At 60.7% G+C, this 13,778-nt stretch carries 11 protein-coding genes; all 11 read right to left on the bottom strand.

Annotation, left to right across the window (positions count from 1 at the left end; all coding sequences use genetic code 11):
• Window positions 1-197 precede the first annotated feature (197 nt).
• The gene (locus QRN38_RS08245) at window positions 198-1,475 is read right to left on the bottom strand and encodes a flavohemoglobin expression-modulating QEGLA motif protein (protein WP_005765921.1); all 1,278 of its coding nucleotides are present in this window, start codon (window positions 1,473-1,475) and stop codon (window positions 198-200) included.
• A gap of 141 nt (window positions 1,476-1,616) precedes the next feature.
• A complete protein-coding gene (locus QRN38_RS08240; RefSeq protein ID WP_007245388.1) occupies window positions 1,617-2,342 on the bottom strand; it encodes a TetR/AcrR family transcriptional regulator in 726 nt (241 codons plus the stop codon).
• 77 nt (window positions 2,343-2,419) lie between these two features.
• Window positions 2,420-3,922, bottom strand: coding sequence for a lysine--tRNA ligase (lysS, locus tag QRN38_RS08235; RefSeq protein ID WP_005765916.1), 1,503 nt, complete (start codon window positions 3,920-3,922; stop codon window positions 2,420-2,422).
• 69 nt (window positions 3,923-3,991) lie between these two features.
• Window positions 3,992-5,087, bottom strand: a protein-coding gene (prfB, locus tag QRN38_RS08230) for a peptide chain release factor 2 (protein ID WP_096059895.1) whose coding sequence is annotated in 2 segments (ribosomal slippage) — window positions 3,992-5,014 and window positions 5,016-5,087 — 1,095 coding nt in all. Because the reading frame shifts where the segments join, the coding sequence is not laid out codon by codon here.
• Window positions 5,088-5,194: 107 nt separating this feature from the next.
• On the bottom strand, window positions 5,195-6,199 hold the full coding sequence (locus QRN38_RS08225) for a response regulator (RefSeq protein WP_005765914.1): 1,005 nt from the start codon (window positions 6,197-6,199) through the stop codon (window positions 5,195-5,197).
• Window positions 6,200-6,244: 45 nt separating this feature from the next.
• Window positions 6,245-7,255: a chemotaxis response regulator protein-glutamate methylesterase gene (locus QRN38_RS08220; RefSeq protein ID WP_005765912.1), complete on the bottom strand. Its 1,011-nt coding sequence runs from the start codon at window positions 7,253-7,255 to the stop codon at window positions 6,245-6,247.
• Window positions 7,252-9,633 (bottom strand): hybrid sensor histidine kinase/response regulator, encoded by a 2,382-nt coding sequence (locus tag QRN38_RS08215; RefSeq protein ID WP_057417989.1) that lies wholly within the window; start codon window positions 9,631-9,633, stop codon window positions 7,252-7,254. The genes QRN38_RS08220 and QRN38_RS08215 overlap by 4 nt, the downstream gene beginning before the upstream one ends.
• Window positions 9,630-10,319 carry a chemotaxis protein CheW gene (locus QRN38_RS08210; RefSeq protein ID WP_057417988.1) on the bottom strand — a complete coding sequence of 230 codons (690 nt, stop codon included), beginning with the start codon at window positions 10,317-10,319 and terminating at the stop codon, window positions 9,630-9,632. Before QRN38_RS08210 ends, QRN38_RS08215 begins: the two co-directional genes overlap by 4 nt.
• Complete coding sequence (locus tag QRN38_RS08205) at window positions 10,319-11,599, bottom strand: CheR family methyltransferase (RefSeq protein ID WP_024668410.1); 1,281 nt, start codon at window positions 11,597-11,599, stop codon at window positions 10,319-10,321. Before QRN38_RS08205 ends, QRN38_RS08210 begins: the two co-directional genes overlap by 1 nt.
• Window positions 11,596-12,132, bottom strand: coding sequence for a chemotaxis protein CheW (locus QRN38_RS08200; protein ID WP_057417987.1), 537 nt, complete (start codon window positions 12,130-12,132; stop codon window positions 11,596-11,598). The genes QRN38_RS08205 and QRN38_RS08200 overlap by 4 nt, the downstream gene beginning before the upstream one ends.
• A 7-nt stretch (window positions 12,133-12,139) precedes the next feature.
• Window positions 12,140-13,762, bottom strand: coding sequence for a methyl-accepting chemotaxis protein (locus tag QRN38_RS08195; RefSeq protein WP_007245383.1), 1,623 nt, complete (start codon window positions 13,760-13,762; stop codon window positions 12,140-12,142).
• Between the last annotated feature and the right edge of the window lie 16 nt (window positions 13,763-13,778).

Genomic DNA, 13,778 nt, shown 5'->3' with positions numbered 1-13,778 from the left:
CAGAAGGTTACGACGGCTGCGATGGGCTGCGAAGCGGCCCTGAAACCGGTGACCTTGGTTGTGACTGATACACATTGTGCACAGGTTTTGCTGCCGGTTCCCGGCAGATCGCGGACAAGTCCGCTCCTACAAAAAATGGAGTTCCCGGCAGGCAGCCAAGCGTCGCCCGGTCCGCTCCTGCAAACAATGATCAACGGCTACAAAATATTCGAATAATCCGCTTCGATACGGTCCAGGCTCAGGTGGTTGAGGAAGTTGGAGAAGCACATCCAGGCCGATAATGCGTTCATGTCACGAAACTGCTCTGGCAGGTACTTGGGTGCAACCACCAGCCCTTCATCCACCAGTTGGCGCAGGGTGCGCATGTCTTCCAGCGTGGTCTTGCCGCAGAACAGCAGCGGCACCTGCTCAAGTTTGCCTTTGCGCACCGCCAGCTGAATGTAGTTATAGACCATGATGAAACCCTTCAAGTACGAAAGGTCTTTGGTGAACGGCAAGCCGTCAGGCACCGAGCCGCGGAACACCCGGCTGGCGTTGCCGTAGCTCTCCGACATGCCGAAACCCTGCTCGCGATAGAACTCGAACACCTGCAGAAAATCAGCGCCCTGCTCGGCCATGTGAATGGCGCGCGTGCGGTTGGTCAGCTTGCGTAGGCGGCTGGGGTAGGAGGCAAAGGCAATGACTTCCATGAGAATCGCCAGCCCTTCCTGCGTCACCGTCGAGGACGGCGGGCCTTTGGACAGGAAGGTGCAGATCGGCTGGTTTTGCCCGTTCAGTGTGGTGCCGACGTGCACCAGACCTTCGTGAACCTCCAGCGCTCGTACATCCCGCTCGTTGAACATTGCGTCGGTACGGATCTTGATGTAGTCAGCACCGGCCGCCGCATCGGCGACGATACCGTCAGACTCGAACACCCGTATGGTTTCTTCAGCCTCGCCAAAAACCCGATTCAGGCGCGATTGCAGCAGCGAAACAGCGTCTTTGGCCGTAAGGATTTTCGGCTCGTCTTTCAGGTCACCGCGCCCGGCAATGTTATTCAGGTAATCCGAAAGCATCAGCCCCAGATCGGCCAGGGTCGGGTCACCGGCGTGAAAGGCATCGGACGCCGCGCCGTAAAGCTCCTGAGAGATCAGCCCGAAATCGGGAGTGCCACGCGCTTCAAGCATGCGCACCACCATGCGGTACTCGCGGCACATGCGCCGCATGATCTGCCCGACCGGGTTGAACTGTCCCAGTTGACGTGTGACGTCCCGCTCGATGTTCTGAAACTCTTGTTTCAGGGCCACCGAATCGAACCCCAACGGACGGTTTTCGTAATAGGCACGATCTACAGCAGGGAGCGCCTTGCCCTTGGCGGCGAGAAAGTTCTTGCGAACCGTGTCATCCCATTTCACTGCATCCAGAATGCGAATCGGCGTCTGTGCAACGACGATCCGATCCGATAAAGCACGAATAGTCTGTTGATACTCGTCCACCGGTACTCCTTGGCTGGCGGGCTTTTTGCCCTGCTGCGGGGTGGCGCATGAATAACGTGCCACCTGTAGAAAAATATCGGATCTGGCAAGATCGTCAAGCCGCGGGAACACTTGATCCAGAGCACGCCAGAAAAGGTGCCGCTACCCTCGAAGCGGTTGCGGCGTACCCAGTACCAGACGCAACTGGCGAGTGAGGATATCAAGCATTTCGTCCCCCGCTTGACGCTGCGGACCATGAAGCAGGCCTTGATACTCCATGCGACGGATCAATCCCGTCAACACCTGAGCGTCCTGATAAGGCTGCAGCGAGCCGATCACCTGAAAGAACTGACAGCTGCCCTGCAACAAAATTTCCTGATGGGCCATGACCAGCGGGGTCAGACGCGGGTTGATCAGTGCTTCATGGTAGAACGCCTGCTCGGCAATCAAGTATTCGCGGCGGGTCAGCAACTGATGGCGAATATGCTCCATCGCCATGCGTGCGATGTCGTCGGCCAGCCGAAAACGGTCGGTCGGGCTGCCGGAGCTGCGGCTCATCATCTCGCGCAGGATGATTTCGGTGGTCTGCCACAGCCGCGCAAGGTAGTCGGCACTGCGTTGCACGTATTGGGCGAAGGCATCGGTCAGCAGATCATCGATGTCCTTGAAATAATAGGTGGTCGCAGACAGCGGCACACCGGCCTCGGCGGCCACGGCACGATGACGCACGGCACGTACACCGTCACGCACCACAATGCGCATGGCGGCATCGAGAATCACCTGCCTGCGTTGTTCACTGCCCTCCCGAGCAGCCTTGCGGCCTTGATACTTGACACTTTTGGCCACCGCACTCGCTACTCCGGCAGCCCCTTCTCTTGCAATTGTCACGACAGCTTCCTTTTTGAGAACGTCCTGAAAACGCTTAAAAAAAAGCCGCCCATTGAAGGCGGCTTTTTTTCCACTGCTTACGCCTGGGGGCGCATGTGCGGGAACAGGATCACGTCCCGGATCGACGGCGAGTCGGTGAGCAGCATCACCAACCGGTCGATACCGATCCCCTCACCCGCCGTGGGCGGCATGCCGTATTCCAGCGCACGAACAAAGTCGGCGTCGTAGTGCATGGCTTCGTCGTCACCGGCGTCCTTGTCGGCCACCTGGGCCTGGAAGCGTTCGGCCTGATCTTCAGCGTCATTGAGCTCGGAGTAGGCGTTGGCAATCTCGCGGCCGCCGATGAACAGCTCGAAACGGTCAGTGACGTTCGGGTTGTCATCGTTGCGACGGGCCAGCGGCGACACTTCGAACGGGTACTGGGTGATGAAGTGGGGCTGTTCCAGCTTGTGCTCGACCAGTTCTTCGAAAATCATCACCTGCAGTTTGCCCAATCCTTCGAAGCCGAGCACTTTCGCACCCGCCTTCTTGGCGATGGCGCGCGCCTTGTCCACATCCTGCAGATCGGCAGCGGTCAGCTCAGGGTTGTACTTGAGGATCGAATCGAACACCGACAGGCGCACGAAAGGTTCGCCGAAGTGAAACACCTTGTCGCCGTAAGGCACGTCGGTGCTGCCCAGCACCAGCTGCGCCAGCTCGCGGAACAGTTCTTCGGTGAGGTCCATGTTGTCTTCGTAGTCAGCGTAGGCCTGGTAGAACTCGAGCATGGTGAACTCGGGGTTATGCCGGGTCGAAACACCTTCGTTACGGAAGTTGCGGTTGATCTCGAAGACTTTCTCGAAACCGCCGACCACCAGCCGCTTGAGGTACAGCTCCGGTGCAATACGCAGGAACATTTCCAGGTCCAGTGCATTGTGGTGGGTTTCAAACGGCTTGGCTGCCGCACCGCCAGGAATGGTCTGCAACATCGGCGTTTCAACTTCAAGGAAGTCACGCTGCATCAGGAAGCTGCGGATGTGAGCGATGACCTGCGAGCGCACACGGAAGGTTTCGCGCACGTCTTCGTTGACGATCAGGTCAACGTAACGCTGGCGGTAGCGCTGCTCGGTATCGGTCAGGCCGTGGTGCTTGTCGGGCAGCGGGCGCAGCGACTTGGTCAGCAGGCGCACGCTGGTCATTTCGACGTACAGGTCGCCCTTGCCGGAGCGTGCCAGCGTACCTTCGGCCGCGATGATGTCGCCCAGGTCCCAGGTTTTCACCTCGGCCAGGGTTTCTTCAGGCAGGGTTTTGCGATTGACATAGACCTGGATGCGCCCGGTCATGTCCTGGATGACCATGAACGAACCACGGTTAAGCATGATGCGACCGGCAACCTTGACCGGGATCGCTGCCTCTGCCAGTTCTTCCTTGGTCTTGTCGACGTACTGTTTCTGCAGGTCATTGCAGTAGCTGTCGCGGCGGAAGTCGTTGGGGAAGGCCTGACCCTTGGCACGGCCGGCAGCAAGCTTTTCCTTGCGCAGGGCGATCAGGGTGTTTTCTTCCTGTTGCAGGGCTTGCGGGTCGAGTTGTTGGTCGCTCATGTCTTTAGATATTCCATCACAGGTTCGCCCTCGCCTTGCAGCGAGGGGCTTGAGGTGTCGGCTGACGGTTTACAGCCCTTGCTTGAGGCTCGCGATCAGGTATTCGTCGATATCGCCATCAAGCACCTTGTCGCAGTCGCTGCGTTCGATGTTGGTTCGCAGATCCTTGATACGCGAGGCGTCCAGAACATAAGAGCGAATCTGATGACCCCAGCCGATATCCGACTTGGTGTCTTCGAGCGCCTGGGACGCTGCGTTGCGCTTCTGCACTTCCTGCTCATACAAACGGGCCCGCAGCATTTTCATGGCGGTGTCCTTGTTCGCATGCTGGGAACGTTCGTTCTGGCAACTGACCACAGTGTTGGTCGGAACGTGGGTAATACGTACCGCCGAGTCGGTGGTGTTTACGTGCTGACCACCGGCACCCGAGGAGCGGTAGGTGTCGATACGCAGATCCGACGGGTTGATGTCGATTTCGATGTTGTCATCGATTTCCGGCGACACGAACACGGCCGAGAACGAGGTGTGACGGCGGTTGCCGGAGTCGAACGGGCTCTTGCGCACCAGACGGTGCACGCCGATTTCGGTGCGCAACCAGCCAAAGGCATATTCACCCTTGATGTGCACGGTAGCGCCCTTGATACCGGCGACTTCACCGGCGGACAGCTCCATGATGGTGGCGTCGAAGCCGCGCTTGTCGGCCCAGCGCAGGTACATACGCAGCAGGATGTTGGCCCAGTCCTGGGCTTCGGTGCCGCCGGAACCGGCCTGGATGTCCAGATAGGCGTTGTTGGGGTCCATCTCGCCACTGAACATGCGGCGGAATTCGAGCTTTTCCAGCGAGGCACGCAGGCGCTCGACTTCGGCAGCCACGTCGTCGACGGCAGCCTGGTCTTCTTCTTCGGCGGACATCAGCAGCAGGTCTTTGGCGTCGACCAGCCCGGAGGACATTTCGTCCAGGGTTTCGACGATCTGCGCCAGCAAAGAGCGCTCGCGCCCCAGCTCCTGAGCGTAGGCCGGGTTGTTCCAGACATTGGGATCTTCGAGCTCGCGGTTTACTTCGGTCAGACGATCATGTTTGTGATCGTAGTCAAAGATACCCCCGAATGGTTTCGGAGCGCTCGGACAAATCCTTGATGCTGTTTAGGATCGGGTTGATTTCCATGGTAGGCAGCACTCGCAGGCGAAATTTTCAAAGCCGACGAGTATACCCCAAGGCGCGCCGCGAAAGCAGCCCGCGCGGGCTGCCTATTTTATCTGCCGCGGGTGATATCAGCCGGCAGCCACCTGATTGCGCCCATTGTTCTTGGCCAGATACAGCCCTTTGTCGGCGTCGAGGATCAGTTGCCTGCTGTGCTGGCCCACCTGCGGCGTCACGGTGGCGACGCCGATACTCACGGTCAGGCTGGAACCCGGCACCGGGGCGATGTGCGGGATGTTCATGCCGGCCACGCTCTGGCGCAGTTTTTCAGCAAGCAGACGCGCACCACCCGGCGACGTGTTGGGCAGGACCATGGCGAATTCCTCGCCGCCGTAGCGCGCCGGCAAGTCCGACGGGCGACTGCAACTGTTGCGGATTGCCTTGGCCACCTGACGCAGGGCTTCGTCGCCCTCCAGATGCCCGAAGTTATCGTTGTAGGCCTTGAAGTAGTCCACATCGATCATCAGCAGCGACAACTGCGCCTGATCGCGGGTCGCTCGACGCCACTCCAGCTCCAGGTATTCGTCGAAGTGGCGACGGTTCGACAGCCCGGTCAGGCCATCGGAGTTCATCAGGCGCTGCAGCACCAGATTGGTGTCGAGCAACTGTTGCTGGCTGACGCGCAGGGCGCGATAGGCTTCATCACGCTGCAACAGGGTCATGTAGGAGCGCGAGTGATAGCGAATGCGCGCCACCAGCTCGATGTTGTCCGGCAGTTTGACCAGATAGTCGTTGGCCCCGGCCGCGAACGCTGCGCTTTTGATCAGCGGGTCTTCCTTGGTGGAGAGCACGATGATCGGAATGTCACGGGTCAGCGGGTTGCTGCGGTATTCGCGAACCAGCGTCAGGCCGTCAAGGCCGGGCATGACCAGATCCTGCAGAATCACCGTCGGCTTGATCTGCACAGCCTGGGCAATCGCCTGGTGCGGGTCGGCGCAAAAATGGAAGTCGATCGATTCATGGCCGGCCAGACCACGCCGTACCGCTTCGCCAATCATGGCCTGATCATCGACCAGCAGCACCATTGCGCTGTTTTCATCCGAGGTTTTGATGTCGTCCGCCTGCAGGTCATCCATGAATCGTCTCCTGTTCGCCGACAGCCGGTGGTTTCACCTGAGCAATCATTGAGTAAATACCTCCATCAAGCGCGGCGCAATCGTGTGCAGCGGGCGGATTTCGACGGCCGCATCAATGGCGGCGGCAGCCTTGGGCATGCCATACACCGCAGAACTGGCCTGATCCTGAGCGATGGTCAGAAAGCCCCGCTCACGCATGGCCTTGAGCCCCTGCGCGCCATCGCGCCCCATGCCAGTCAATAAAACGCCCACAGCCTCACCAGTCCAATAACGAGTCACGCTCTCGAAAAACACATCGATTGAGGGCCTGTAAACTTCGTTGACCGGCTCTGCGGTGTACGCCAGCGTGCCGTCCTTCAACAAGCGAATATGATGGTTGGTCCCGGCCAGCAGTACAACACCGACTTGCGGCGTTTCGCCCTCTTTTGCCAAGCGTACCGGCATGCCCGACGCTGAGCACAGCCACTCGGCCATGCCTGCAGCAAACACCTGATCCACATGCTGCACCAGCACAATGGCTGCCGGGAAATTTTCCGGAAGCCCCTTGAGCAGGATCTCCAGCGCCGCCGGGCCACCCGCCGATGAACCAATGGCGACCAGCCTGTCGCGTCTTGAGACCTCTGACCTGGACGTGGTCACCACGCGCTCACGGCCGACACGCTGGCCCATGAGCCAATCGATATTGAGTATCTTGCGCAGCAACGGCGCTGCGGCTTCTCTGGGGTTGGGGCCGCCGATGGCCGGCGTGTCTACCACATCCAGCGCGCCGTGCCCCATGGCTTCGAACACGCGGCGCATGTTCTGCTCGCGGTCGACGGTCACAATGACAATAGCGCATGGCGTCTCGGCCATGATGCGCCGTGTCGCCTCTACACCGTCCATCACGGGCATGATCAAGTCCATCAGGATCAGATCCGGCGTCTGCTCGATGCTGCGCTGCACAGCGTCGGCACCATTGGCCGCCACCCAGATGACCTGGTGTGCAGGCTCGAAAGCCAGCGCACGACGTAACGCCTCGATGGCCATAGGCATGTCGTTGACAATGGCAATCTTCATCCTTGCGCGTCTCCTATCAGTTCGACAACAGCGTCGAGCAAGGCATCATCATGGAAACTGGCCTTGGCCAGATAATAATCAGCACCGGCGTCCAGGCCACGGCGTCGGTCTTCTTCACGGTCCTTGTAGGACACGACCATCACCGGCAGCGATTGCAGGCGGGTGTCACGCCGCAGCAGCGTCACCAGTTCGATACCGTCCATGCGCGGCATGTCGATGTCGGTGATAAGCAGGTCGAAGTCTTCGGCGCGCAACGCATTCCAGCCATCCATGCCGTCAACGGCAACCGACACGTCATAACCACGCCCCACCAGCAGCTTGCGTTCAAGTTCGCGCACTGTCAAAGAGTCATCGACCACCAGCACCCGTTTACGCGTGGCCTGATCGACCTGACGATTGCGCCGGTCGATACGCTCCAGCCTGCCGGTGTTCAGAAGCTTTTCCACCGAGCGCAGCATGTCTTCGACGTCAACGATCAACACCACCGAACCGTCATCGAGCAAAGCGCCTGCCGAGACGTCCTGAACCTTGCCCAGGCGTGCATCCAGCGGCATCACCACCAGCGTTCGCTCGCCGATAAAACGCTCGACGGCCACGCCGTAAACGGCATCACGCTCACGAATGACCACAACCTTGAGGGTCGTCTCGCCGGCATTTTGCGCGGGAGGGCGGTTCAACAGCTGACTGGCCGAGACCAGCCCCACATGGCGCTCTTCGTCCCAAAAGTGCTGACGCCCTTCCAGTTGCAGAATGTCATCAGGCTGCAAGTCACGCATGCGCTCGATGTGGGCCAGCGGGAAGGCATAGGCTTCGCCGCCGACTTCAACCACCAGGCTGCGCACCACCGAAAGGGTCAGTGGCATTTCGATCCTGAAACGACTGCCCTCGCCCGCCCATTGCTGCAACTGGACGCTGCCGTGCATCTGGCGAACCATGTGTTGCACGGCATCAAGCCCGACACCGCGCCCGGAAATCTGCGTGACCTTGTCGCGCATGCTGAAACCCGGCAGGAACAGAAAGCTCAGCAGTTCTTCTTCGCTCATCTGTTCGGCGGTTTCGGCCGGTGAAAGCTTGCGGTCCACGATACTCTGGCGCAAACGCGCCAGGTCCACGCCGCCACCGTCATCGCTCAACTCCACCACCAACAGGCCTGCCTGATGCGAGGCCTGCAGACGGATCAGCCCTTCAGGCTCCTTGCCGGCGGCAGCGCGCTTTTCGGGCAATTCGATGCCGTGATCAACAGCGTTGCGCAACAGGTGGGTCAAGGGCGCTTCGAGCTTTTCCAGGACATCGCGATCAACCTGAGTCTTCTCGCCTTCGATCTGCAAGCGGACCTGTTTGCCAAGCTCACGCCCCAGATCGCGGACCATGCGCGCCTGACCGTTCAACACATCGGCGAACGGCCGCATGCGGCAAGCCAGCGCGGTGTCGTACAACAGCTGCGCACGCTGGGCCGACTGCCAGCCGAATTCGTCGAGCTCGGCGGTCTGCTGGGCCAGCATGTGCTGCGCCTGAGATAACAGACTGCGCGCATCTTCCAGCGCTTTTTGCACATCGGCGCCTGGGCCGTCCTCGCCAAAGCTGGCGCCGAGCACTTCAAGCGCCCGGTCGCTGCTGCTCTGCAGACGTTTGAGGCGCTGCATGCCAGCCAGCAAGGGCTTGAGTCGCTGGGTCTCGACCAGCGACTTGCTCGACATGTCCAACAGCCCGTTGAGGCGCTCGGCGGTAACGCGCAACACCCGCTCGCCGCCCTCGGCTACCCGACGCTCACGCAATGGCGTAAAGGGCGGTTCGGGTTCAGCGGCTGGCTCGGCCGGGGCCGGCACGGGGCCGGGAGGCGAATCGGCAGCCAGCGAATCAGTGGCCTGGCCGGTCAATGCCGCGGCCGCTGCGGAAGAAAGCTCCAGTTGTTGCATCGCGCTCGCCAGCAAGGGGTCGAGCAACGGATCAGTCAGCGCCTTTGTGACCGTACGTGCGGCACCGGCCCCCGAGGCCAGCAGGGTGTTGAGCCTTTCGACATAACTGTCGATATCGGCCTGACCGACGCTGGTGCCACCTGGCGTGGCAACACGCATCAACAGGTCAGTCCCGGCCAGCAACGCGTCGATGTGCTCGGCCTGCAGCAACAGCCGGCCCTCCTGAGCGCTGACCAGGCAATCTTCCATCACGTGCGCGACGCTGACGCCGAAATCCACGCCGACAATCCGCGCGGCCCCCTTGAGCGAGTGCGCCGCACGCATGCAGGCTTCCAGCTGATCGGCCTGGGTCGGGTTGCGTTCGAGCGCCAGCAACCCGGCACTGAGTACCTGGGTCTGCGCATCGGCTTCCAGCGTGAACAGTTCAAACAGTGAGGCGTCACGCATTTGATCTGGCGTCATGTAAGGCTCCGATGCACCGCCGACAACAACTGTTCTTCATCCAGCCAACGCAGGCTGCGGTCTTTCCATTGCAGCACGCCACGGGTAAAGCGGGCATTGGCATGCGTGCCGGACGCAGAAGCGGCTTCCAGCTCACGCTCGTCAATGGCATGAATGCCGTCGACCTCGTCCACGGGCACCACGACCGGCCCGCCTCCGACCGCGATAATCAACATGCGCGGCACCACACGTGTCGACTGGGCAATCACCGGGTTGCTGTCCAGCCCGAGCAGCTCGACCAGCGAAATGCACGCGACCAGAGCGCCGCGCACGTTGGCCACGCCCAGCATCGCACGTGATCGCTGATGCGGCAGCGAATGAATCGTCTGGTACGGAGCGACCTCTGACAGGCAACTGGAAACCAGCCCCAGCCACTCTTCACCGAGGCGAAACACCAGAATCGAGCGGGTCTTGATGTCGCGCTGCAACACCGAACCCTGAAACTGCTCGTGATGCTCCTGAGCCAGTGAATAGCGGTCCAGCAAACGTGTGGCCGCCGCGGAATAAACCGCACAATTGCGGCAATGGATATGCTCTTCCAGCAACGGGCATGAGCGGTCACCGTGAACGCCGATGCGGTTCCAGCAATCATCGATGTCCAAGGCTTGATCATGGGTAATGCTGGAAAAACCGGACAGGCCCGTCATCAGTGGTTTCCTTGTTTATTCGCGCCACGTGCGGCACGGTCCTGCAAGCGCCGGGCACCGGCACTGTCACCCTGAGCGGCCAGCAGCGCTGCCAGCTGGGCCAGCGATTCGCGGTGCTGCGGTTGCAGGTACAACGCCTTGCGATAGAACCCTTGAGCCTGAACCACAGCGCCTTCAACTTCGCTGAGCAGGCCCAGCCAGTAGAACACTTGCGCAACCGGCTCATGCTGCTGCAGGTAGCGCTCGCAGGCGGCTCGCGCTTCGGCGCTTTTGCCTTCGTTGGCCAGGCCGGCAATGGTGTCGAGCAGCGCCGAGACCTCGCTATTGCCAGCCGCGGCGGCCGGTTTGGCGAGGGGCGCAAAAGCTGCTGACGTTCGTGCGGCAGGTCGTGGCGTGGGTGCTGGCGATCTGGCGGGTGCTTCAACGACTGGACGCGGGGCAATCGGCGCTGCGGCCTGCACCTGCGCCGGGGCGGCTGTTTCGGCGGGTGCGTGACGGAAGGCGAATGACTGCGCAATACCAATCGAGCGCATGCCAATGCCCGCCAGCAGGTTGCCCTCGGCCGGACCGATGAACAGCAGGCCGTCTTCACGGGTCAGTTGCTTGAGGACCTGAAACACGCGTTGCTGGGTCGGCCGATCGAAATAGATGACCAGGTTGCGACAGAACACGATGTCATACGGCACCTGCGAGGCCAGCTTCGGATCAAGCAGGTTGCCAGGCTGAAAATTCACGCAGGCACGAATTTCATCGGCAACTTCAAAGCCGTCGGCGATGGCGCTGAAAAAACGCTCGCGGTAACTGAGGTCGCTGCCGCGAAACGAGTTTTTGCCGTAAATGCCATGCACGGCCTTGGCAATGGAAACAGGGCTGATATCGACCGCATCGACCTTGAACTGCCGGGCATCGACCCCCGCATCGAACAACGCCATGGCGATGGAGTAAGGCTCCTCGCCGGTCGAGCACGGCAGACTGAGAATGCGCAGCGGGCGCACGCCGGCAAGGCTTGCGATGCGCTCACGGGCGAGCATGCCCAATGTCACGAAAGATTCAGGGTAACGAAAAAACCAGGTCTCGGGCACGATCACTGCTTCGATCAGCGCCTGCTGCTCTTGCGGCGACGAGATCAGCAGGTGCCAATAGTCGTCACTGTCAGCGCAGTTGGCCGCCTTCGCGCGCTGGCGCAAGGCGCGCTCGATGATCGCCTCGCCGACCGAGGTCACGTCCAGGCCGATGCGGTCCTTGAGGAAGCTGAAAAAGCGCGAGTCATCGGCTTTCATGACGCGTCCTCAAGCAGGTCGAGGTCGATTGGTGGCACCGGGTACAGCAACTCGCGAACCGGCTCGCTCAACAACTCCTGAACGTTAATCCATTGCAGCAGGCCCTGTTCGTCCTCGCGAACCGGCCCCAGATAAGGCGACAGTCGATTGTCCAGCCCGTATGCCTTGAACTGCGCGACCGGGCAGCGCAGGGTTTCGGTCGCCTGTTCGAGGATCAGCCCGAGCAACTGCGCCGGATGCGCATCATCATACCGATAGTGCACCAGCACCATACGTGTGCTGGTGCGCAAGCGCGCGGGCTGACCGGAGTTAAGCGCGCTGATGTCAATGACCGGCACGATCTCGCCGCGATGGGCGAAGATCCCCGCCACCCAGTGCGGAGCCCGGGCAATCGCCTTGAGCTTCACACGCGGCAGGATTTCAGCGATCTCGGTCGCGTCCAGTGCATAGCGGTCTTCGCCGATACAGAACAGCAGGAAGAGTTTGCTTGCAGTCAGTGGCGTGCCGTTGCGCCTCGGCGATTGTTCCGTCATGGGTGTGTCAGACCTTGAAACGCGACACGCCACCGCGCAGCCCGACCGCTACCTGACTCAACTCGTCAATGGCGAAGCTGGCTTGACGCAGTGAGTCGACGGTCTGGCTGCTGGCATCGGCCAGTTGCACCAGCGCCTGATTGATCTGCTCGGCGCCCGTGGCCTGCGCCTGCATCCCTTCATTGACCATCAGCACGCGCGGTGCCAGGGCCTGAACCTGATGAATGATCTGCGACAACTGTTCGCCGACCTGAGTGACCTCGAACATGCCGCGGCGCACTTCTTCGGAGAACTTGTCCATGCCCATCACGCCTGCGGACACCGCTGACTGGATCTCACGCACCATCTGCTCGATGTCGTAGGTGGCGACAGCGGTCTGGTCGGCCAGACGGCGCACCTCGGTGGCCACCACGGCAAAACCGCGACCGTATTCACCGGCTTTCTCGGCCTCGATGGCCGCGTTCAACGACAGCAGATTGGTCTGGTCGGCCACCTTGACGATGGTGACGACCACCTGATTGATGTTACCGGCCTTCTCGTTGAGGATCGCCAGTTTGGCGTTGACCAGATTGGCCGCGCCCATCACCTGATGCATGGTGTCTTCCATACGCGCCAGGCCCTGCTGGCCGGAACCGGCGAGCACCGAGGCCTGATCGGCCGCCGAGGTAACTTCGGTCATGGTGCGTACCAGGTCCCGCGAAGTGGCGGCAATTTCCCGCGAAGTTGCGCCGATCTCGGTGGTGGTTGCGGCGGTCTCGGTGGCCGTGGCCTGTTGTTGACGGGACGTCGCGGCGATTTCGGTAACTGACGTGGTGACCTGTACCGACGAACGCTGCGCCTGGGCGACCAGCGTGGTGAGGTCGGTCATCATGTCGTTGAAGCCGGTTTCGACCGCATTGAACTCGTCCTTGCGGGACAGGTTCAAGCGCGTGCTCAGGTCGCCGGTACGCATGATGTCGAGGATCCGCACGATCAGTTGCATCGGTGCCATGATCGAACGCATCAGCAGCAGACCGCAGGCCGCAGCCGCCAGCACGGCGACCAGCAGCGACAGGATCATGCTGATCTTGGCAGCCAGTACGGCGTTGACAATGTTGGCGGTAGCCTGATCAGCCAGCTGTTTATTGGCCACGATGAGCTCATTGAGCTGTTTGCGGCCGGCGAGCCAGACCGGGTTTACATCGCTATAGAACTCGGCGCGTGCGCCAGCGTAGTCGCCTCGATCATACTTGGAGTGAACCTCGGCAAGCATGCGCGAATAAGCCTCGCGGCGCTTCTCGAAAATTGCGAAGCCGTCTCGGTCTTCATCAGTGAAGATAGACTTCTTGTAGCCATCCATCTGTGCCTGCAGGTTTTCGTCAAAGCTCTGAAACTGGTCTTTTTCCTGCTTGGTCATCGGCCGCGCCTGCCCTTCGGCAATCAGCTCCAGCGTGCGGATGTAACTTTCGCCCCACGCGCTGCGCACCAGCGTGCTGTAGTAAACACCGGGCAACGCATCGAGACGGACATCTTCCTCGCTGGACTCGATGGACAACAGTCGTGAATACGACACAACCACCATCAGCAGCATGATTGCGATGATGACGGCAAAACTCGCCAGAATCCGTTGGCGCAAGGTCCAGTTCTTCACAGTCAGCCCTCAAGAG

The organism is Pseudomonas sp. CFBP2511 (assembly GCF_030209255.1).
GTDB lineage: Bacteria > Pseudomonadota > Gammaproteobacteria > Pseudomonadales > Pseudomonadaceae > Aquipseudomonas > Aquipseudomonas avellanae.
The sequence above is the reverse complement of the archived record's forward strand: the minus strand, read 5'-3'. Positions and strand labels throughout refer to the sequence as shown.